The sequence below is a fragment of the Pseudomonas sp. NCCP-436 genome (genome assembly GCF_019656335.1).
Taxonomy (GTDB): domain Bacteria; phylum Pseudomonadota; class Gammaproteobacteria; order Pseudomonadales; family Pseudomonadaceae; genus Aquipseudomonas.
The window spans coordinates 19,412-41,606 of record NZ_BPLZ01000009.1 but is presented as its reverse complement, the minus strand read 5'-3'; the positions used below and the strand labels follow the sequence as shown (position 1 = coordinate 41,606).

Sequence of the window (22,195 nt, the reverse complement as noted above, 5' to 3'; positions counted from 1 at the left end):
TTGTCTCAAAGCCATGCGCAAAAGGCACGGCGCGGGTCATTATCGCGACCCTAGGCATGACCGTAATCAACTTTATATTCCAAAAAGATAAACAAATAAAAAATTGATATAATCATATTGAATTAAAAGATTGCCGCCACCTGCACCGGCTCCTTAGAGTTTTCCCGCTAACCACAAGGAGCCTGCCATGAAGTCGTTCACTCCCGTCCGTACCTGGTTGCTGGCCGCCGTGGCCAGTCTTGGCCTGGCCAGCAGCACGCTGGCCGATACCGCACAAACCCTGCGCATCGGCTACCAGAAGTTCAACAGCGTCAACATTCTCAAAGGTACCGGCGCGCTGGAAAAGGCCCTGGCCGAGCACAATGTGAAGGTCAGCTGGCATGAATTCGCCGCCGGACCGCAACTGCTCGAAGCCCTGAGCACCGGCGCCATCGACCTGGGGCACGCCGCCGACGCGCCATCGGTATTTGCTCAGGCCAGCGGCAAACCGGTGGTCTATCTCGCCGCCGAGCAGCCCTATCCCAAAGGCATCGGGGTACTGGTCGGCAAGGATTCGGGCATCGAGCGCGTTGATCAACTCAAGGGCAAACGCGTGGCCACCGGCCGCGGCTGGAATGCTCAATACCTGCTTGCCCTGGCGCTGGAAGAGGCCGGCCTGAGCTACAAGGATATCGTCCCGGCCTATGTCAGCAGTGCCGCCGACGCCATCTCCGCCCTGCAGTCGGGCAGCGTTGAAGCTGCCACTCTGTGGGATCCGTTCCTCGCCGCTGCCGAGCTGCAACAGCCGGTGCGCAACCTGCGTGATGGCCAGGCATTAACCAACAACCGCACCTTCTACCTGAGCACGGCTGCCTTCGCCGACGCCAACCCAGATCTGCTGCGCACCTTCTTTGGCCAACTGCAGGACACCAACACCTGGGCCAACGCTCACCCCGATGAGGTTGCGGCCCTGCTCGCACCGCAACTGGGTATCGATCCGATCATCCTCAAAACCGCCACCGAGCGCCGCAACTACAGCGCCACAGCCATCACCGACGCCATCGTCGCCGAACAGCAAAAGCTGGCCGATACCTTTGTTGCCCTTGGCGTGCTGCCACGCAGCATCAAGGTTGCCGATGCCGTTTACCCCCACTCGCTGCTGCCCTGATTGGCCCTGGCCCGCCCTCAGGCGGGCCCCTGCTGGGTACGCCCGATGAGCCATCCACCGATTCGCTTTAACGCTTTCAGCATGAACAGCCCCGTGCACCAATCGCCCGGGCTGTGGCGCCACCCGCGCAACCGCTGCCGCCAATTCAACCAGTTCAGCTACTGGCTGGAGCTGGCCCAATTGCTGGAGAACGGCCGTTTCGACGCGCTGTTTCTGGCTGACACCATGGGCTTTTCCGATGTCTACCGGGGCAGTATCGACAGCGCGCTGAGCCACGGCGTGCAGGCGCCGATCCATGATCCCTTGGTGCTGGTCGCCGCCCTGGCCGCGCATACCCGCCACCTGGGCTTCGGCCTGACCTTTTCCCTGAGCTACGAACACCCGTACCCCTTTGCCCGGCGCATCTCCACTCTGGATCACTTAAGCGGTGGGCGCATCGCCTGGAACATCGTCACCGGCTACCTCAACAGCGCCGCGCAGAACAACGGTCTGCCCCGGCAACTGCCGCACGACGAGCGCTACGACCAGGCCGATGAGTACCTAGAGGTGCTGTACAAACTGTGGGAACACAGCTGGGAAGATAGCGCGGTGCTCAACGATACCGAGCGCGGCGTTTTTATAGACCCTGCCAAGGTGCATCCGATCCATCACGCCGGCACCTACTACCAGGTGCCGGGCGTGCATATCTGCGAACCCTCGCCGCAACGTACCCCTGTGCTGTTCCAGGCCGGCGCTTCTGCGCGCGGGCAGCGTTTTGCCGCCGAACACGCCGAGTGCCTGTTTATCAGCGCTCCCACCCAGGCGGCGCTGGCCAGTTATGTACGCGTTCTGCGCAGCGCCGCGCAGAACGCAGGGCGCAGCGGTCAGCTGATCTACGCCCAGGCGCTGATCATTGTCGATGCGAGCGACGAGGCGGCGCAGGCGCGCTACAACGACTACCGCCGATATGTCGACGTACCCGGCACCCTGACCTTGCTCTCCGGCTGGACCGGCATCGACTTCTCCGGCTACGCCCCGGATGCGGTAATCCGCTATCTGGAAAACGACGCCGGGCGTACCGCCCTGGGGGCCTTTACCCTGGCCGATCCCGAGCGTGAATGGACGGTGGCCGAGGCGGCCGAGTTCATCAGTCTGGGTGGGCGCGGGCCGGTACTGGTCGGCTCAGCCACCACCGTGGCCGACGCCCTGGAACAATGGCTCGACAGCACCGGCATCGATGGTTTCAACCTGACCTACGCAGTGGCCCACGACGACCTGCGGGCCGTGGTCGAATATCTGGTACCGGAGTTGCAGCGCCGTGGTCGCTACCCGCTGGAATACGCAGATGGCACCTTGCGCCACAAGCTGTTCGGTCAAGGTGACCGGCTGCCGGCCGAGCATCGCGCTCGACGCATTAACCTGCGCTGAAAGCAAAACACCCGCGACTGGCGCGGGCGTTTGCTCAACCGCTTGGCGTTAAACGCCCAGGTAGTCGAGGATGCCTTCGGCAGCAGTGCGGCCTTCGAAGATGGCCGTCACCACCAGGTCCGAGCCGCGCACCATATCGCCGCCGGCAAACACTTTCGGGTTGCTGGTCTGGTGCTTGAACTGGGCCTGAGCCGGAGCCACCACGCGGCCCTGGCTGTCAATGTTGATGCCGAATTGTTCGAACCACGGCGCCGGGCTCGGGCGGAAACCGAAGGCGATCAGCACAGCATCGGCCGGGATCACTTCCTCGGAGCCCGGGATCGGCTCGGGGCTGCGGCGACCACGGGCATCGGGCTCGCCGAGACGGGTCTCGACCACCTTGATGCCTTCCACCTTGCCGTCACCAACGATCTCGATGGGCTGGCGGTTGAAGAGGAATTTCACCCCCTCTTCCTTGGCGTTCTTCACTTCCTTGCGCGAGCCCGGCATGTTCGCTTCGTCACGGCGGTAGGCACAGGTCACGGCCTTGGCCCCCTGACGAATCGAGGTGCGGTTGCAGTCCATGGCAGTGTCGCCACCACCAAGCACCACAACCCGCTTGCCTTTCATGTCGATAAAGTCGTCTGCCGACTTCTCGAAACCGAGGTTGCGGTTGACGTTGGCGATCAGGAAATCCAGCGCGTCATGCACGCCCGGCAGATCCTCACCCGGGAAGCCGCCTTTCATGTAGGTGTAGGTGCCCATGCCCATGAACACGGCATCGAACTCGTCGAGCAGTTGCTGCATGGTCACGTCCTTGCCCACCTCGGTATTGAGACGGAACTCGATACCCATGCCGCTGAATACTTCGCGACGACGGCTCATCACGTGTTTTTCCAGCTTGAACTCGGGAATGCCGAAAGTCAGCAGACCGCCGATTTCCGGGTTCTTGTCGAACACCACCGGAGTGACGCCGTTGCGCACCAGAACGTCGGCACAGCCCAGGCCGGCTGGACCTGCGCCAATCACCGCCACGCGCTTGCCGGTTGGCTTGACCTGCGACATATCCGGGCGCCAGCCCATGGCAAAGGCGGTATCGGTGATGTACTTCTCCACCGAACCGATGGTCACCGCACCGAAGCCGTCATTCAGTGTGCAGGCACCCTCGCACAGGCGATCCTGCGGGCATACCCGGCCACAGACTTCCGGCAGGGTATTGGTTCGGTGGGAAAGCTCTGCGGCAGCCAGGATGTTGCCCTCGGACACCAACTTCAGCCAGTTGGGAATAAAGTTGTGCACCGGGCACTTCCACTCACAGTACGGGTTGCCGCAGGCCAGGCAGCGGTGCGCCTGTTCCGAAGCCTGCGCCGGCTTGAAGCTGTCGTAGATCTCGACGAATTCCTTCTTGCGCTGGCGCAGCAGCTTTTTCTTCGGGTCCTTGCGCCCGACTTCGATGAACTGGAAGTCGTTATTGAGACGTTCAGTCATTGCGTTACCTCATCAAACCACTTCGGGCGCATTCTTATTGGGGGTTGGCACGGGTGCTGGTCAGCAGGGACTTCAGGCTGGCCGCCTTGGGTTTCACCAGCCAGAACTTGCGCAGGTAGTCGTCCAGGTTTTCCAGCAGGTTCTGGCCCCATTCGCTGGCGGTTTCCTCAACGTACTCGGCCAGCACGCTTTCCAGGTGGCTGCGATAAGCCTCCATCGCCTCGTTGTTGATGCGCTGGATATCTACCAGCTCGTGGTTGACGCGGTCGTAGAACGCATTTTCCAGGTCAAGCACATAGGCGAAGCCCCCCGTCATGCCGGAGCCGAAGTTGTAACCGGTCTTGCCCAGCACACAGACGAAACCGCCGGTCATGTATTCGCAGCAGTGGTCGCCCACACCTTCTACCACCGCATGCGCACCGGAGTTGCGCACAGCGAAGCGCTCACCCGCAGTGCCGGTGGCGAACAGCTTGCCGCCGGTGGCGCCGTACAGACAGGTGTTGCCGATGATGGCACTGTCCTCAGTGGCGAATGGGCTGCCGGCCGGCGGGGTGATGACGATCTTGCCACCGGTCATGCCCTTGCCGACGTAGTCGTTGGCATCGCCTTCCAGGCGCAGGTGCAGGCCGCCGGCGTTCCACACGCCGAAGCTCTGCCCAGCAGTACCGGTAAAGCGGAAGGTGACCGGTGCGTCACTCATGCCCTGGTTGCCATGCAGGCGGGCAATCTCACCGGAAATACGCGCGCCGATGGAGCGGTCACAGTTGCCGATCTTCAGTTCGAACTCGCCACCAGTCTTGCCGCTGATGGCTTCACGGGCCAGCTCGAGCATCTGCTCAGCCAGTCGGCCCTGATCGAACGGAGGGTTCTTCTCTACCTGGCAGAACTGCGGCTTGTCTGCCGGGATGCCGGCGCCAAGCAGCGGGGTCAGATCCAGATTGCCCTGTTTGGCAGTCTCGCCCGGCAGCACTTCAAGCAGATCGGTACGGCCGATCAGCTCTTCCAGGCTACGCACTCCCAACTTGGCCAGCCACTCGCGGGTTTCTTCGGCGACGTAGGTGAAGAAGTTCATCACCATCTCGACGGTGCCGATGAAGTGATCCTTGCGCAGCTTGTCATTCTGCGTGGCCACACCCGTGGCGCAGTTGTTCAGGTGGCAGATGCGCAGGTATTTGCAGCCCAGCGCCACCATCGGAGCGGTACCAAAGCCGAAGCTTTCGGCGCCAAGGATGGCCGCCTTGACCACGTCCAGGCCGGTCTTCAGGCCGCCGTCGGTCTGCACCCGCACCTTGCCGCGCAGATCGTTGCCGCGCAGGGTCTGGTGGGTTTCGGCCAGGCCCAGTTCCCACGGCGCGCCGGCATAGCGGATGGAGGTCAGCGGCGAGGCACCGGTACCGCCGTCATAGCCGGAAATGGTGATCAGGTCGGCATAGGCCTTGGCCACGCCGGCGGCGATGGTGCCCACCCCGGCCTCGGCCACCAGCTTGACCGACACCAGCGCCTGCGGGTTGACCTGCTTGAGGTCATAAATCAGCTGCGCCAGATCCTCGATCGAGTAGATGTCATGGTGCGGTGGCGGCGAGATCAGAGTCACACCCGGCACGGCATAACGCAGTCGTGCGATCAGGCCATTGACCTTGCCGCCGGGCAGCTGGCCGCCTTCGCCGGGCTTGGCGCCCTGAGCCACCTTGATCTGCAGCACTTCGGCGTTGACCAGGTATTCCGGCGTCACGCCGAAACGGCCGGTGGCCACCTGCTTGATCTTCGAACTCTTGATGGTGCCGTAACGCGCCGGGTCTTCACCGCCCTCACCGGAGTTGGAGCGGCCACCCAGGCGGTTCATCGCCTCGGCCAGAGCCTCGTGCGCTTCCGGCGACAGCGCGCCGAGGGAAATACCGGCGGCATCGAAGCGCTTGAAGATCGATTCCAGCGGCTCGACTTCATCCAGCGGGATCGGCGCAGCCGCTTCCCGGACCTTGAGCAGGTCGCGAATCATCGACACCGGACGGGTGTCGACCAGCCTCGAATATTCCTTGAACTTCTCGTAGCTGCCCTGCTGCACGGCCTCCTGCAGGGTACGCACCACGTCCGGGTTATAGGCGTGGTACTCGCCACCATAGACGAACTTGAGCAGGCCGCCCTGCTGGATCGGCTTGCGGTTATTCCAGGCCTCGAAGGCCAGCAGCTTCTGCTCGTTTTCAAGATCAACGAAGCGGGCACCCTGGATGCGACTGGCCACACCCCTGAAGCACAACTCGGTGACCTCGTCGGCCAGACCGACGGCTTCGAACAGCTGGGCTCCCCGATAGGAAGCGATGGTGGAGATACCCATCTTCGACAGGATCTTCAGCAGGCCTTTGGCGATGCCCTTGCGGTAGTGCTTGAACACCTCGTACAGATCGCCCAGCACCTCACCAGTACGGATCAGGTCACCCAGCACTTCGTAAGCCAGGTAGGGATAGACCGCCGAAGCACCGAAACCGATCAGCACAGCGTAGTGGTGCGGATCGCGCGCGGTAGCGGTTTCCACCAGAATATTGCAGTCGCAGCGCAGCCCCTGCTCCACCAGGCGATGGTGTACCGCACCGGTTACCAGCGAAGCGTGAGCCGGAAGCTTGCCCGGGCCGATATGACGATCCGTGAGCACCAGCAGCACCTTGCCGGCGCGTACCGCCTCCTCAGCCTGATCCGCCATGTTGCGCACCGCGGCTTCCAACCCCAGCGACTCGTCATAGTTCATGTCGATAACATGTCGCTCGAAGCCTGGACGCTCCAGATTCATCAGCGAGCGCCACTTCGCCGGTGAGATCACCGGGCTGCTGAGAATCACGCGGGTAGCGTGCTCCGGCGACTCGCTGAAAATGTTGCGCTCGGCGCCAAGGCAGATCTCCAGGGACATGACAATCGACTCGCGCAGCGGATCGATCGGTGGATTGGTGACCTGGGCAAATTGCTGACGGAAGTAGTCGTAGGGCGAGCGAATACGCTGGGAGAGCACCGCCATCGGGGTGTCGTCCCCCATCGAACCGACCGCCTCCTGCCCCTGCTCGCCAAGCGGACGCAGCACCTGGTCACGCTCCTCGAAGGTGACCTGGAACATCTTCATGTACTGCTTGAGCTGATCCGGATCGTAGAAGGGCGAACCATGATCGCGGTCTTCCAGAGTCGCCTTGATCCTCTGGGCATGCTTGCGCAGCCACAGTTTGTACGGGTGGCGCGACTTCAGGCGATTGTCGATGGCATCGGTGTCCAGTACCTGGCCGGTTTCGGTGTCTACCGCCAGAATCTGGCCCGGGCCGACACGCCCTTTGGCGATCACGTCCTCGGGCTGGTAATCCCAGACACCGATTTCCGACGCCAGGGTGATGTAGCCATTTTTAGTGGTGACCCAGCGCGCCGGACGCAGACCGTTGCGATCGAGCAGGCACACGGCGTGACGGCCGTCCGTCAGCACCACACCGGCAGGCCCGTCCCAGGGCTCCATGTGCATGGAGTTGTATTCGTAGAACGCACGCAGGTCGGCGTCCATGGTTTCAACGTTCTGCCAGGCCGGCGGAATGATCATGCGCAGGCCACGGAACAGGTCGATGCCGCCGGTCACCATCAACTCCAGCATGTTGTCCATGCTCGAGGAGTCGGAACCAACACGGTTGACCAGGGGCCCCAGCTCGTCCAGATCCGGAATCAGCTCATTGGCGAACTTCAGGCGCCGGGCCTGAGCCCAGTTGCGGTTGCCGGTGATGGTGTTGATCTCGCCATTGTGCGCAAGGAAACGGAACGGCTGGGCCAGCGGCCACTTCGGCAGCGTATTGGTGGAAAAGCGCTGGTGGAAGACGCAAATGGCAGTCTTCAGGCGCTCGTCCCCCAGATCCGGATAGAAGGCGGCGAGATCCGCCGGCATCATCAGCCCCTTGTAGATGATGGTCTTGTGGGAAAAGCTGCAGATGTAGTGTTCACTGTCCTCGGCATTGGCCACCGAGGAACGGCGCCGAGCAGTGAACAGCTTGATGGCGAACTCCTGATCCGACAGTCCTTCGCCACCGATAAACACCTGCTCAATCTGGGGCAACCGCTCAAGGGCCAACTGGCCAAGTACGCGGGTATCGATTGCTACCTTGCGCCAGCCCACCAGTTGCAGACCTGCAGCAAGGATCTCTCGGTTCATGTTCTCGCGGGCCACCTCGGCCCTGGCCGGGTCCTGATTGAAGAACACCATACCCACTGCGTACTGCCCGGGCAGCTCGACGGAAAACTGTTCGCGAGCAACCGCGCGCAGAAACTCGTCTGGCTTTTGGATCAGCAGGCCACAGCCGTCACCTGTCTTACCGTCGGCGTTGATGCCGCCGCGGTGAGTCATGCAGGTGAGGGCTTCGATAGCGGTCTTGAGCAGGTGATGGCTAGCCTCACCATGCATATGGGCAATCAGGCCGAAACCGCAGTTATCCTTGAATTCCTCAGGACGATATAAACCTGCTTTCATAGGGGGACACTCTCACCAGCTCGCCTGGATATCAGGCAATTTATTTTCTAATTCAAAGGCTTAAACCCGAAAAGCGGGCACGGGCCATCTTTTTGCTCGGGCAAAAGGGAGACCATTTTACATAGCCGCCCTCAACCCCACAATTTTTATGACGAAAAAATGAATGCTTTTGTCGCAAAAGCGAAGGATGGAACTGCAGGGGAGTGGTAGCAACCCTGCAGTGGTGCCGGAGCGATGCTAGCGACTCATCTCCTGCTGAATACTGCCCAGCGTGCGCGGCCAGGGCTTTCCGGCCTGCAGCTTGGCCGGCAGATTCTTCACAGCTGCCTGCGCGGCCTCACGACTGGCAAAACTGCCATAGGTCAGCACGTACAACGGCTGCCCCTGATGAACCTTCTTGAAGTAGCGATACTCACCGCCCCCTTCACGCACCAGTGCCTGGATATTGGCCTCAGAGCGCGATCCGACTACCTGCAGAACAAAGCGCGAAGCAGGCTGCTGCGCATACCAGTTGGCGGCTGCTATCGTAATAGCCGGTTTCTGGGCCGGTACCGGTTTCTGAACTGGAGCAGGTGACGGAGTTGGCGCTGCGGGCTTGGCGACCACCTGCTCGGGCTTCTTCGCCGCAGATGCAGATGCAGATGCAGCAGCCACTGGAGCAGGCGCTGCCGGCGCAGGGGAGGCCGGCAGCTCGAAATTATCCAACTCCTCCACCGCCGCCTCTGCCAGCGGCTGACGGATCACCGTCTGTGCTTCGCCCGCCAGCGGCAATGGCAGAGGCTGGCTCTTACCGGCAAACTCGATCGCCGCTGGCGGCGCCTCGACTGCTGCAGCCGGCCTACCCTCAGCGGACGGCGCCTGCGGTACAACGGCACGCACCGGGGCTTCACTGACCGTCTGCGAATCGCGCCCCTGCATCAGCCAGGCCGCAGCGATTCCCGCCAGCACCACACCAGCCGCCAGCAGATGTTTCTTCGGCACAGTAAACGCCATGCCTCCACTACGTCCTGCAGAACGCCGGGCCAACATCTGCTCAATCAGAAGCTCACGCGCTTCGGTATTGATCAGCCCCGGCCAACCGCCTGAACGCTGGTGGATGATCTCGATCTGCTCGTCAGAAAGGATTTCGATACCCTGTCCGGCACCCTCCAGACGCTGAGCCAGATACTCGCGCACCTCATCCTCGGTGTAGGGCTGCAACTCGATGGCATGATAGGTCTCTTCGTCCCAGCCCAGAGCCTGCAGACGATCCAGCAGCCCCTGCTCGGCAAAGAGAAACACATGCGCCCGTCCCTGCGCGTCACCCGCGGCCAGACTCTGAAGATTCTGCAGCGCAGCATCGTCCAGTTGCTCCGCATCGTCCACCAGCAGGTACACCTCCTGCCCCGTCAGGGCCAACTGCCCCACCTGCGCAAGGATCGAGGGCACATCGGCCTGAGCGACGGACAACCCCTGCGCCACCTGGCGCAATAGCAGTTCGCTGCCCAGCCCATGCTGGGCTATGACCACCGTCTGTACGGCTTGCTTGTTGGTACTGGCTACCAGCGCCTGACGCAGCAGCGTCTTGCCACTACCCTGCGGCCCGGTTACTGCAAGCAGCAACTGGCTGTAACGCGCCAGATGGTGCAATTGCCCCAGCACAGGCTTGCGCTGAGCCGGAAAGAACTTGAAACCGGGTACGCGCGGGGCAAAGGGGTCATGGCTGAACTGGTAATGCGTCAGGAAGGCTTCATCGGCGTGCAGACTGGTCATGGATCACTCTTCAGGAGGTGAGCGACTGGGCCAAAGCTCGGTAGTCGCTGCGCAATGTTGCGTCAAGAATTTCACGCGGGTAGTCGGCGGTGACCACGGCCTCGCCCAGATGTCGCAACAGAACCAGACGCATCTGACCATCCAGGACCTTCTTGTCCACCGCCATATGCTCAAGGAACTGCTCCGGGCCCATGTCCTGTGGCGGCACCACCGGCAGACCGGCAGCCTGCAGAAGATGAATGCCGCGATCACGCTCGGCTGCCGACAACCAGCCCAGACGATAGGACATCTCCAGAGCCATAACCGTTCCGGCGGCCACCGCCTCACCGTGCAACCAGACGCCATAGCCCTGTTCCGTCTCGATCGCATGGCCGAAGGTATGCCCCAGATTCAGTGTCGCCCGTACTCCGGACTCACGCTCGTCCGCACCAACCACGCGGGCCTTGGCGGCACAGGAGCGCTCGATGGCGTAAGTCAGCGCACCCTGATCAAGGTTCCGCAGCGCCGACATGTTGGCTTCCAGCCATCCCAGGAACGGCTCGTCGCAGATCAGGCCGTACTTGATTACCTCGGCCAGGCCAGCCGACAACTCGCGGGCCGGCAGCGTCTCGAGGCTTGCCGTATCGATCAACACCGCCTTGGGCTGGTAGAAAGCCCCCACCATGTTCTTGCCTAGCGGATGGTTGATTCCGGTTTTGCCCCCTACCGAGGAGTCGACCTGGGACAACAGCGTCGTCGGCACCTGGATAAAATCCACCCCACGCTGGTAGCAGGCAGCGGCGAATCCGGCCATATCGCCGATCACCCCGCCCCCCAGGGCGATCACTGTAGTGCGCCGATCATGGCGCGCACTTAGCAGGCCATCAAAGATCAGCTGCAGGGTCTCCCAGTTCTTATGCGCCTCGCCATCTGGCAATACCACGGAAGTAACATTAAAACCTGCCAGACTCTGCAACAGCGTCTGCAGGTACAACGGCGCAACGGTTTCATTGGTGACAACAGCTACCTGACGCCCGGCAATATGGGCGGCCAGCAACGCGGGGCGAGCCAGCAAGCCACTCCCGATATAGATGGGATAGCTGCGCTCGCCTAGTTCAACGTGAAGAGTCTGCATGAGGCCCCCGAAATGAAAAGGGCTCTAGAATAACGCAGTTCACCCCGTGCTTTAACGGGGCGACAGGGCTTCCAGGCGCGAGAGAATTTCCTGCACGACCATTCGCGGCGGCCGCTCGTCCGTCTCGATGACGATATCAGCAATTTCCCGATAAAGCGGATCACGAAGCGCCATGAGATCACGTAACACCTGCGCCGGATTGGCCGAGCGCAGCAACGGACGGTTGCGATCACGGGCAGTGCGGTCGATCTGCTGTTCGACCGACGTATGCAGGTAGATCACCCATCCACCGTCATGCAGAGCCCGACGGTTTTCCGGACGCATCACCACACCACCACCGGTCGCCAGTACAAGGCCATTCTGCGCAGCAAGCTCGGCAATCACCGCCTGCTCCCGCTCTCGAAAGCCCTGCTCTCCCTCAACATCGAAGATCCAAGGAATGTTGGCACCGGTGCGCTGCTCAATTTCCTTATCGGAATCCTTGAAGGGCAAACGCAGTTCTTTAGCAAGCAAACGCCCGATGGTGCTTTTTCCAGCACCCATCGGGCCAACGAGGATTACGTTCCGCACTTAGATCATCGATTCACGGCAATGGCTTGGTTGTTCATGATGCGCGGAGTGAGGAATACAAGCAATTCCGCTTTTCTGTCCTGCACCAGATCACGCTTGAACACACGACCAATAAACGGCAAATCACCCAGGAACGGCACCTTGTCCACCGACTTGGACTGGGTGTTGGAATAGACGCCACCGATTACGATCGTCTCGCCATCGGCCACCAACACCTTGGCATTGACCTCGTTCTTGCTGATTGCCGGGATACCGCCAGTGGAAGAGGCTACCGAGAAGTCCGGGGCATCCTTCGTCACCTTGACCTCCATCAGTACGCGGTTGTCCGGAGTGATCTGCGGCGTTACCTCCAGCGACAGAGCAGCTTCTTTGAAGGATGTACTGGTGGCCCCACTGGAGCTGGCCTCCTGATAGGGCACCTCGGTCCCCTTGAGGATCTTTGCCGTTTCCTTATCCGAGGTGACAACCTTGGGCTGAGAAACCACCTCGCCAGCGCCGGTCTTCTCCATTGCACTGAGTTGCAGATCCAGCACTACGTTATTACTGATGAAGCCGATACCAATACCCGAGGTCGCTCCAGCCGCTCCCAGATCAACGAAAGGACTATTCAGCGGAACTTCCGGGATACCCTCAAAATGCCCCACCCGACGCGATGGAACGTAGTTCTCGTCGCCAGGCTTACCTGATGAATAAGGGTCGTCCGCCACATTCAGGTTGCCGTTCTTGCCCCAGGCGCTCCACTTGTTGCCATTACCGGCCCAGAGGTTCCCCCCCCAGCGCACGCCAAGCGCCTTGTCGTAATCGACATTCGCCTCGACGATGCGGGCCTCGATCATCACCTGGCGAACAGGGATATCGAGCTGAGTGACGATCCGGCGCAGCTCGTCGATCCGCTCCTGAGTCAGGGTGACAATCAGGCTGTTGGTGCGGTCGTCATAGATAACCGAACCACGCATGTCATCCTTAAGCGTCCCGGAAGAGCCCTCTTCGTACAGCTTGGCAATATCCGAGGCCTTGGCATAGTTCAGCTGAATGATGTCCTTGCGCAGCGGGGCAAGCTCCGCAACCTGCTTCTGTACCGCCAGTTCCTGCTGTTCCCGTGCGGCAATTTCATCCGCCGGCGCAACCATCAGCACATTGCCGATCTTGCGCTGATCAAGCCCTTTGGTCTTAAGCACCAGATCCAGCGCCTGATCCCAAGGTACGTTCTGCAGGCGCAAAGTGATATTGCCTCGTACGGTGTCACTGGCCACCAGGTTCAGGTCGGTGAAGTCGGCAATCAGCTGCAATACCGAGCGCACGTCGATGTCCTGAAAGTTCAGCGACAGCTTTTCCCCGCTGTAGGCGAAACGCTCGGACTTGCGCCTCACCGCATCTTCCTCGGTCATCGGCTTGACGCTGACCGTCAGCTTGTTCTCGGTCTGGTACACCAGATAGTCATAAAGCCCGGCCGGTTCCACTACGATACTGGCACGATCAGCCGAGGCACTTGCATTGACGAACTGCACCGGCGTTGCAAAATCCTTCACATCCAGGCGTACACGCAGCGACTCGGGCAGCTGGGTCTTGGGAAAGTCGATACGAATCTTGCCGCCCTGCTCCTGCACATCAGGATTGATGGCTGCATCCGATAGAGTAATGACGAGATTGCCTTCGCCCTGCTCGCCACGCTGGAAGTCGATATCGCTGACTACCCGGCCGCCAGCCACCACGGGCTTCGGCTTGGCAACCACCGGCGTCACACTGGCCACTGGCGCAGCGCTGGAGCTGACAGCAGCCCCCTCACCCACCACCACATACAGGGAGTTGCCCTCAACGCGGGTGTTATAGGGCGCCAGAGTGGTCAGATTGACGATCAGCCGCGTCCGGTCCTTGGCCTCGACCACGGTAACACTCCTGGCGTTGCCCATGCCGATCTCACGATTCTTGCTAGCCAACCGGCTGGTAACGCCCGGCAGATCAAGCGCAATCCGCGCCGGCTGCTCAATGGTATAGCCACGGGGAGCAGCAATTGGTTCGTCGAAGGTCAGTTTGAGCTCAACCCGATCCCCAGGCAGTGCGGCTACGTCCAGCTTTTGCAGGTCGGCCGCCAGAAGAGACGGAGACAACAGTGCGGCCAGAACACCAACACTCAGGCATGAGCGCGAGAACAAGTTATTCATTACATGCTTCCGTTGTGCAGACTGAAAGTTTCTTTTCATATATGTTCCCGCCTATCAGGAGCGCTCTTTGAGCGTTAGGCTGCGCGGCCTTTCAAGCCAACCCTCATCACCGTCCGGAACTATTTCGACCACATCAATCTTGGACTCATCAACTGCAACTACACGTCCATGATTGCGCCCCAGGTAGTCACCCACCTTGATCCTGTGTACTCCACCGGCCCCACTTACCAGCGCATAAAACCCGCCGTCATTCGATAGCGTCCCTACCATTTCGAATACTTCAATATTGAAGCCTTCAAGAAACTGCTTTACCCGATTCTCGTCAGGTCGGATCTCCGGAGCTCCCTTGGCACGGATAACGGTGTCCACTTTTACCGGTGGCTGAAAAGGACTACGCAACGATGAGGCACCATATGTGAAGGCCTCATAGGGGAGAAATTTCGGCAACGGCTCAATCGAGCCCTTGGGCCTGGCTCGAACTTCGTCCATAAAGGACTGAAGGTCAGAGAAGTCTCCCTGCGTACAACCCACCAGGCCCGTTAGACAGCAGGTCAAGAAAACGAACTTGATGGTTTTCATTTCTCAAGCCCCTTATCGTCATACCGATAAGTTTTTGCCAGTACATTCATCCGCAAAGCGGAGGAAACGCCGTCTTTTTCCATCGGTTTTATTTCAAAGTCATGCAGCGTGACGATACGAGGAAGACTGGCAACACCACTAACAAAAGTAGCGAGATCATGGTAACTACCAATAACCGTAATCTGTATTGGTAGTTCGATGTAGAACTGCTGCGCTACTTCGGGAAGCAGTTTGATTTCTTCAAACTCCAGACCACTTCCCAACCCAGTACGAGTAATATCTTCCAGCAGCCCCGGCACTTCCGTATCACTGGGCAATTGCCGTAGCAGAGCTCCGAAGGATTCCTGCATTTCCTTCATCTGCTCCTTATAGGCCTCGAGGTTCGCGGCCTGAGCAGCCTTCCTGCTGAACTCCTGCTTAAGGCTCTCCTCTTGCTGGGTTACCCGCTCGAGATCGGCCTGCAGTTCACTCAGATAGAAGTAGTAGCCGCCGCCTACGACCAAAGCAAAGACCAGCACATAGACAATGCCCTTGACCGCTGCCGGCCAGGAACCGACGTTGTTGAAATCCAGATCGTTAAGATCGAAATTCCGCAGACTTTCAATGGATTCGGCCAGGCTCATTTTTTACCACCCTCGACGACCTCTGCCGCAGGCTGAGTCTGCTGCACACTGAGTTGAAAGACGTTGGCCTGATCCACTGCACCTGCTGTTGTAGCCTTGACCTGAGTCAGGTTGGGCGCCGTCAGCCAATCAGAAGCATCCATGTTGCGCATCAGGTTGGAAACCCGGTTGTTCGACTCTGCCGCCCCCACGATGGCAATGTTCTTGCCTGTCATCTTGACACTGGTGAAATACACGCCGTCCGGCAGAGTTCGTACCAGTTGATCGAACACCCGGCCAATGATCGGACGGTTGCCCTGAAGATCCTGGATGATTTTCATCCGCTCAAGCAGTTGCTGACGCAGTGTTTTTAGCTCGCTGATCTCCTTGATACGCGCATCCAGCACGGCAATTTCCTTCTTAACGAAGTTGTTGCGTGCATTCTGGTGTTCGATAGCTCCATCAAGCAGCTGCATACCCAGAAACACCACGCCGCCAGCCAGAACCACCACCCCCATCAGGGTCACGAGAAAGCGCTGTTTGCGCTCTTCACGCAGTTGTTCGCGCCAGGGAAGCAGGTTAATCCGCGCCATCAGTCGAAACTCCTCATCGCCAGGCCACAGGCAATCATCAGCGAAGGCGCATCACTGGCCAGAGCCCCAGCGTTGACCTTGCTGCTCAGCGCCATATCGGCGAACGGGTTGGCCACCAGCGTCTGCGTACCCAGCTTCTGCTGGATCAGCCGATCCAGATCCGGCACTGATGCAGTGCCGCCGGCCAGCAGGATGTAGTCGACCTCGCTGAACTGCCCGGCCGCGAAGAAGAACTGCAGGGAACGCGCCACCTGCTGCACCACCGCCTCCTTGAACGGCTGCAAAACTTCGCTGTCGTAGTCATCCGGAAGACCCCCTTGTTTCTTGGCGAGTCCGGCCTCCTCTACCGACAGACCATAGCGACGCTGGATTTCCTCGGTCAGTTGCTTGCCGCCGAACAACTGTTCGCGGGTATAGATGGTGCGACCGTTGTGCAGCACGCTCAACGTCATCATGGTGGCACCAATATCGACCACAGCCACTGTCAGCTCGCCATGCCCCGAGCCCAGCTGAGGCTCCAGCAGGCTATAGGCGCGCTCAAGAGCGTAAGCCTCGACGTCCACCACTTTGGCGGTCAGCCCGGCCAGCGCCAGAGCGGCTTCGCGCACTTCGACGTTCTCCTTGCGACAGGCTGCCAGCAGCACTTCAACCCGCTCTGGATTGCGCGGTGCCGGGCCCTGTACCTCGAAGTCGATGGCTACTTCTTCGAGCGGATAAGGGATGTACTGATCGGCTTCGATCTTCAGCTGGTTTTCCAGCTCATCTTCAGACAGCCCGGCCTCCATCTCGATAGTCTTGGTGATAACCGCAGAACCGGCGACGGCCACAGCCGCTGTTTTAAGGCTGGTCTTGGCCTTGGCCAGTACACGAACCAGCGCCTGACCAACGCCTTCGAGCTCGGAGATGTTCTTTTCAACCACAGCATTGGGAGGAAGCGGCTCGACAGCATATGCCTCAACCCTGTAGCGGCTTCCCGAGCGACTCAATTCGAGGAGCTTGACCGAAGTCGAGCTGATATCGATCCCCAGCAGCGTATTCGCTTTCTTAGTGAAGAGCCCTAGCACGACCGTTTTCCTATTAGCATCCGCGACTTACGGACTATTTATGTATTTCTGCATTAAATATCAGTCTTGACAGAAGCGCAAATGGCTCCCCGGCAAAAAAAACGCTTATAATGTGAACAGCTTTTCCCTTTTTACCTCGACTCCTGCTTAACTCATTCTTTTATTTGGAATTCCGAACATCTTGATACGCCTGCTGAAGTTTTTCTGGTGGTCCAGCCTTGCCGTTTTTTGCGGACTATTGCTCAGTTTGAGTGGAGCCTTCCTCTACCTCAGCCCCAGCCTTCCATCCGTCGAATCGCTGCGCGAGGTGCAACTGCAAATCCCGCTGCGCGTCTACAGCCAGGATGCCAAACTGATTGCCGAATTCGGCGAAATGCGCCGCTCCCCAATCCGCTTCGACGAAATCCCCAAGGACTTCATCAGCGCTCTGCTGGCCGCCGAGGACGATAACTTCGCCAACCATTATGGCGTCGATGTCGCGAGCTTGATGCGCGCTGCCACGCAATTATTGAAAAGTGGCCAGATTCAGAGTGGTGGCAGCACCATCACCATGCAGGTGGCCAAGAACTTCTTTCTCACCAGCGAACGCAGCTTCTCGCGCAAGGCCACGGAAATTCTCCTGGCCCTGCAAATCGAGCGCGAACTGAGCAAGGACGAGATACTTGAGCTCTACGTCAACAAGATCTACCTGGGCAACCGGGCCTATGGCATCGAGGCAGCCGCACAGGTTTATTACGGCAAATCGATCCGCGATCTGAACCTGGCGCAGATGGCCATGATCGCCGGTCTGCCGAAAGCCCCATCGCGCTACAACCCACTGGTCAACCCAGCTCGGGCCAAGGAGCGTCGTGACTGGATTCTCGGCCGCCTGTACCGTCTCGGACGCATCGATCAAAGCACCTATGAAGCAGCACTGGCCGAAGTGGTCGACGCACGCCATCACGTTCAGCCACCGGAACTCAACGCCCCCTATATCGCCGAGATGGCCCGCGCGGAAATGGTCGGACGCTACGGCAGCGACGCCTATACAGAAGGTTTCAATGTCACCACCACAGTACCCAGCCATTTGCAGGAAGCAGCCAATACAGCCCTGCGCGAAGGCCTGATCAACTACGACCAGCGCCATGGTTACCGGGGGCCGGAAGCACGTTTGCAGGGAGCCAACCGGGAAACCTGGCTCAGCGAACTGAACCGTTTCCGCTCCATTGGCGGACTGGAGCCAGCCGTCGTCACTCAGGTCGAAAACAGCGGCATTCTGGTGCTACTGCGAAGCGGCGAAGAGCATGCCGTATCCTGGGACAGCATGAAATGGGCGCGCCCCTTCATCAAAACCAACAGCCTGGGGCCACGCCCGCAAAAGCCGGCTGATGTGGTGCAGATCGGCCATGTCATTCGCGTCCAACCCCAACAGGACGGCACCCTCACCTTCACCCAGATCCCGGCCGCGCAAAGCGCGCTGGTTTCGCTTGACCCCTACAGTGGCGCCATTCAGGCGCTGGTCGGCGGTTTCTCCTTCGACCAGAGCAACTATAACCGCGCTGTCCAGGCCAAGCGCCAGCCTGGCTCCAGCTTCAAGCCTTTCATCTACAGCGCAGCCCTGGATTACGGCTACACCGCCGCCACCCTGGTGAACGACGCCCCGATCGTTTTCCAGGAGGCCGGCATGGGCGAAGCCTGGCGACCGAAGAACGACAACAACACCTTCCTCGGCCCCATCCGTCTGCGCGAAGCTCTGTATCGCTCGCGCAATCTGGTCTCAATTCGCCTGCTCCAGGATCTGGGCATCGACCGCAGTCGCAGCTATATCGAGCGCTTTGGCTTTGCCCCCGAGGATCTACCCCGCAATCTGTCGCTGGCGCTGGGTACCGCCAGCCTTACCCCACTGGAGATTGCCGAAGGCTGGGCGACCTTTGCCAACGGCGGCTACAAGATCGAGCCCTACCTGATCGAACGCATCGAAGACCGCAACGGCAAACTGCTGCTGCGCGCCAATCCGGCACGCGTGCCCGGCAGTCTGCCAAATGAAGATGAAGAACTCGCCGACAGCGAAGCCGTCAGTGAGGAGCCGCGAGTAGCCGAGCAGATCATCGATGAGCGCACCGCCTACATCATGACCAGCATGCTGCAGGACGTAATCACGCGAGGTACTGGCCGCCGCGCTCTGGCCCTGGGCCGCAGCGATCTGGCCGGCAAGACCGGCACCACCAATGAGTCCAAGGACAGCTGGTTCTCCGGTTACAACGCCGACTACGTCACCACGGTCTGGGCCGGCTTCGATCAACCGGAAAGCCTTGGGCGCAACGAGTACGGCGGCACCGTGGCCCTGCCGATCTGGATGAGTTACATGGGCGCGGCACTCAAGGATCGCCCCAATCACCTGCCGAAGGAGCCCAAGGGGATACTGACCTTGCGGGTCGACCCGGTCAGCGGCCGGGCCGCCAGCCCTGGCACACCGAATGCCTACTTCGAGCTGTTCAAGAGCGAGGACACCCCACCGCCGATGAGCGAGTTCGAGCCAGGCATGGGAATTCCCAGCAGTCCGTTACCGGTCGACGACATAGCTCCCATCGACCTGTTCTAAGAGACCTGCATCACAATCAATAAAAAACCCGCCGAAGCGGGTTTTTTATTGATTGGCTCTCAGCCTTTGAATACATCATCCACCGAGCTCAGCGGGTAGTGCTTCGGATAGGGCAGCGTTGCCACACCGGAATCGATCGCCGCCTTGGCTACCGCGTCGCAAACCTGGGTGATCAGGCGCGGATCCATCGGCTTCGGAATGATGTAGTCGCGACCGAACGCCAGATCGATGCCACCGTAGGCATCGCAGACTTCCTTCGGCACCGGCAGCTTGGCCAGGTCGCGCAGGGCCAGGGCTGCAGCGATCTTCATTTCTTCGTTGATGCGAGTAGCGCGAACATCCAGCGCCCCGCGGAAGATGAAGGGGAAACCCAGCACGTTGTTGACCTGGTTCGGATAGTCGGAACGACCGGTAGCCATGATCACGTCACTACGCGTGGCATGTGCCAGCTCGGGGCTGATTTCCGGATCCGGGTTGGAGCAGGCAAAAACGATCGGATTGGCCGCCATGCGCTTGAGATCTTCCGGGCTCAGCAGGTTGGCACCAGACAAGCCGACAAACACATCAGCACCGTCCAAGGCGTCGGACAGGCTGCGTTTATCGGTTTCGCTGGCGAACACGGCCTTATACTGGTTCAGGTCATCACGGCCTGCGTGGATCACGCCCTTACGGTCGACCATGGAAATGTTCTCGATCTTCGCCCCCATGCTGACCAGCAGCTTCATGCAGGAGACAGCAGCAGCCCCGGCCCCGAGACAGACGATCTTTGCTTCTTCCAAAGTCTTACCGGCAATTTCCAGCGCGTTGAGCATGCCGGCAGCAGTTACGATGGCGGTACCGTGCTGATCATCGTGGAAAACCGGGATGTTGCACTGCTCGATCAGTGCGCGCTCGATCTCGAAGCACTCGGGAGCCTTGATATCCTCGAGATTGATGCCGCCGAAGGTAACGGAGATGCGCTTGACCGTGTCGATGAAAGCCTGCGGGCTTTCGGCGTCCACTTCGATGTCGAACACATCGATACCAGCGAAGCGCTTGAACAGCACGCCTTTGCCTTCCATGACCGGCTTGGAGGCCAGCGGGCCGAGATTCCCCAGACCGAGAATGGCAGTACCGTCGGAAATAACGGCCACCAGGTTGCCCTTGCCGGTGTAGCGGTAGGCCAGCTCGGCATCGCGGGCAATTTCACGCACAGGCTCGGCCACACCCGGGCTATAGGCCAGGGCCAGGTCACGGGCAGTCGCGGTGGGCTTGGTCAACTCGACACTCAGCTTCCCGGGGCGGGGCTGGGCATGGTATTCGAGAGCGGCATTTTTTAGATCTGACATAGTGGTATTTCCGCTTTTTAGGGCTGTTGAACGGGCAGGCGGCCGAGGATACGCAAGTTGTATACAGATATACAAGACTGTTCAGTCGCATTCCAATCACCGACCAAGCGCGGGGTTTCCAGCCTGGCATAAGGCCTGCGGCAGGCCCCAACCTCCAGGCCCAGGCGTAGAGCAGAGCTGCGCGCTTAACCCTTCGCTGCCAGCGATCCGGGAAGGCTTCTCAGGCTTGACGACGCCCCACCTGCAGCCAGAAGCCCTGGAACTGTCAGAGCACCTTCACGGCCCGGATGTCAGCATCTCCGGATGCGTCAACGGCATCATCCAGCGCGCCTGCCCCGTCTGCAGGCCGCCACGGGCGCGGCGATCGATAACCCAGCCTCGCGCCTCCACACTCTCGCCCTGCAGGGCTTTCAAAGCACGGAGATCGAAGTCGCCGAATGACTCTGGCGCAACCCGCAGCACCCGCCCGCCATCAAGATCGAGCCACAGCCCACCACGGTTCTGCTGCACCCGTACAACTCGACCGGCCAGCAGCGCGAAACCGCCGCTACGAAGCTGCCCGGCGCGCTTGACCGGATCGTTCCGCCACAAGCCGCGACGCTGCTGACGAGCCTGTTGCTCGGCAGCAGCCTGGCAGCCCACCAGCGCGGTATTGGGCGACACCGCCACCATGAAGCCCAACCCTTCACTCAGTAGCTGAGCCTCAATGTTGCGCCCCTGATGATCATAGAGATGAGCCAACGTGCGGCCGTAACGATCCTGCCGCTGCGCCCCGTAAAGCAGGCCGACCCGCCCATCGCTGGCATCAACCAGCGCCTGCAGACGGCGCCTGGCCTGCACTGCAAAGGGCTCGTCACTACGCCCCTTGCGCCCTAGCTCGGGCGTATTGATACCGATCAGACGAACGCTACGACCGTCACGCAGGCGCAGAGTGTCACCATCGACCACCTGACGTACCGCCACCTGCGGCAGATCAATGCGCGAAGGACAGAATGCCTGGACGAAATCGATCCAGGCCAGCGAAACGAAAAAGGCGCCCACAAGGGACGCCTTCTTCAGCATTACGGAATGGCGCATGGCGGCTTCCGTTGGGCTTCGACCACTTATTTGGAGCCGAATACGCCGAAACGCTGCTTGAAGCGATCGATACGGCCGCCGGTATCCAGCACTTTCTGCTTGCCGGTGTAGAAGGGGTGGCACTCGGAGCAGACGTCGATGTTTAGGTTCTTGCCAATGGTGGAGCGGGTCTTGATGACGTTGCCGCAAGAGCAGGTGGCGTCGATCTCGACGTAGTTCGGATGGATATCGGCTTTCATAGTGCTTTCCTCGGGATAATCGTGCCGCCACCC

16 protein-coding genes are annotated in these 22,195 nt (G+C 60.1%); 3 read left to right on the top strand and 13 right to left on the bottom strand.

The genetic code is table 11. From position 1 onward, the window contains the following. Positions 1-187: 187 nt before the first annotated feature. Together NCCP436_RS11185 and NCCP436_RS11180 are read left to right on the top strand one after the other, a co-directional pair. The gene (locus tag NCCP436_RS11185) at positions 188-1,147 is read left to right on the top strand and encodes an aliphatic sulfonate ABC transporter substrate-binding protein (protein ID WP_220804083.1); all 960 of its coding nucleotides are present in this window, start codon (positions 188-190) and stop codon (positions 1,145-1,147) included. A 45-nt stretch (positions 1,148-1,192) separates the two neighbouring features. Then, the gene (locus NCCP436_RS11180) at positions 1,193-2,554 is read left to right on the top strand and encodes an LLM class flavin-dependent oxidoreductase (protein WP_220804082.1); all 1,362 of its coding nucleotides are present in this window, start codon (positions 1,193-1,195) and stop codon (positions 2,552-2,554) included. Positions 2,555-2,602: 48 nt separating this feature from the next. Here NCCP436_RS11180 and NCCP436_RS11175 read toward each other — a convergent pair whose 3' ends face one another. The 10 genes from NCCP436_RS11175 to NCCP436_RS11130 all read right to left on the bottom strand — a co-directional run bounded on the left by NCCP436_RS11175 (position 2,603) and on the right by NCCP436_RS11130 (position 16,937). Further along, complete coding sequence (locus tag NCCP436_RS11175; protein WP_220804081.1) at positions 2,603-4,021, bottom strand: FAD-dependent oxidoreductase; 1,419 nt, start codon at positions 4,019-4,021, stop codon at positions 2,603-2,605. Between the two features lie 34 nt (positions 4,022-4,055). Further along, the gene (gene gltB, locus NCCP436_RS11170; RefSeq protein ID WP_220804080.1) at positions 4,056-8,501 is read right to left on the bottom strand and encodes a glutamate synthase large subunit; all 4,446 of its coding nucleotides are present in this window, start codon (positions 8,499-8,501) and stop codon (positions 4,056-4,058) included. Between the two features lie 237 nt (positions 8,502-8,738). Beyond that, positions 8,739-10,253 carry an AAA family ATPase gene (locus NCCP436_RS11165; protein ID WP_220804079.1) on the bottom strand — a complete coding sequence of 505 codons (1,515 nt, stop codon included), beginning with the start codon at positions 10,251-10,253 and terminating at the stop codon, positions 8,739-8,741. A gap of 10 nt (positions 10,254-10,263) precedes the next feature. After that, complete coding sequence (gene aroB / locus NCCP436_RS11160) at positions 10,264-11,367, bottom strand: 3-dehydroquinate synthase (protein WP_220804078.1); 1,104 nt, start codon at positions 11,365-11,367, stop codon at positions 10,264-10,266. A gap of 51 nt (positions 11,368-11,418) precedes the next feature. Beyond that, positions 11,419-11,937 (bottom strand): shikimate kinase AroK, encoded by a 519-nt coding sequence (gene aroK / locus NCCP436_RS11155; RefSeq protein WP_220804077.1) that lies wholly within the window; start codon positions 11,935-11,937, stop codon positions 11,419-11,421. 5 nt (positions 11,938-11,942) lie between these two features. Continuing rightward, positions 11,943-14,099, bottom strand: a complete 2,157-nt coding sequence (pilQ, locus tag NCCP436_RS11150) for a type IV pilus secretin PilQ (protein WP_220804076.1) — start codon at positions 14,097-14,099, stop codon at positions 11,943-11,945. 54 nt (positions 14,100-14,153) lie between these two features. After that, on the bottom strand, positions 14,154-14,678 hold the full coding sequence (pilP, locus tag NCCP436_RS11145) for a type 4a pilus biogenesis lipoprotein PilP (protein WP_220804075.1): 525 nt from the start codon (positions 14,676-14,678) through the stop codon (positions 14,154-14,156). Continuing rightward, positions 14,675-15,301 (bottom strand): type 4a pilus biogenesis protein PilO, encoded by a 627-nt coding sequence (pilO, locus tag NCCP436_RS11140; protein WP_220804074.1) that lies wholly within the window; start codon positions 15,299-15,301, stop codon positions 14,675-14,677. The genes pilP and pilO overlap by 4 nt, the downstream gene beginning before the upstream one ends. Beyond that, positions 15,298-15,873, bottom strand: a complete 576-nt coding sequence (locus NCCP436_RS11135; RefSeq protein WP_220804073.1) for a PilN domain-containing protein — start codon at positions 15,871-15,873, stop codon at positions 15,298-15,300. Before NCCP436_RS11135 ends, pilO begins: the two co-directional genes overlap by 4 nt. Beyond that, entirely contained in the window at positions 15,873-16,937 is a 1,065-nt protein-coding gene (locus NCCP436_RS11130) for a pilus assembly protein PilM (protein ID WP_220804072.1), read from the bottom strand. Before NCCP436_RS11130 ends, NCCP436_RS11135 begins: the two co-directional genes overlap by 1 nt. Before the next feature lie 181 nt (positions 16,938-17,118). On the opposite strand from NCCP436_RS11130, the gene NCCP436_RS11125 reads away from it, so the two are divergent. Beyond that, positions 17,119-19,518 carry a penicillin-binding protein 1A gene (locus NCCP436_RS11125; protein WP_220804071.1) on the top strand — a complete coding sequence of 800 codons (2,400 nt, stop codon included), beginning with the start codon at positions 17,119-17,121 and terminating at the stop codon, positions 19,516-19,518. Positions 19,519-19,577: 59 nt separating this feature from the next. Here the strand turns inward: NCCP436_RS11125 and NCCP436_RS11120 are convergent, their stop codons facing one another. The 3 genes from NCCP436_RS11120 to rpmE form a co-directional block, all read right to left on the bottom strand. Next, the gene (locus NCCP436_RS11120) at positions 19,578-20,846 is read right to left on the bottom strand and encodes a malic enzyme-like NAD(P)-binding protein (protein ID WP_220804070.1); all 1,269 of its coding nucleotides are present in this window, start codon (positions 20,844-20,846) and stop codon (positions 19,578-19,580) included. A gap of 276 nt (positions 20,847-21,122) precedes the next feature. Further along, positions 21,123-21,923 (bottom strand): thermonuclease family protein, encoded by an 801-nt coding sequence (locus NCCP436_RS11115; RefSeq protein WP_220804069.1) that lies wholly within the window; start codon positions 21,921-21,923, stop codon positions 21,123-21,125. A 26-nt stretch (positions 21,924-21,949) separates the two neighbouring features. Continuing rightward, complete coding sequence (rpmE, locus tag NCCP436_RS11110; RefSeq protein WP_220804068.1) at positions 21,950-22,162, bottom strand: 50S ribosomal protein L31; 213 nt, start codon at positions 22,160-22,162, stop codon at positions 21,950-21,952. Positions 22,163-22,195 lie beyond the last annotated feature (33 nt).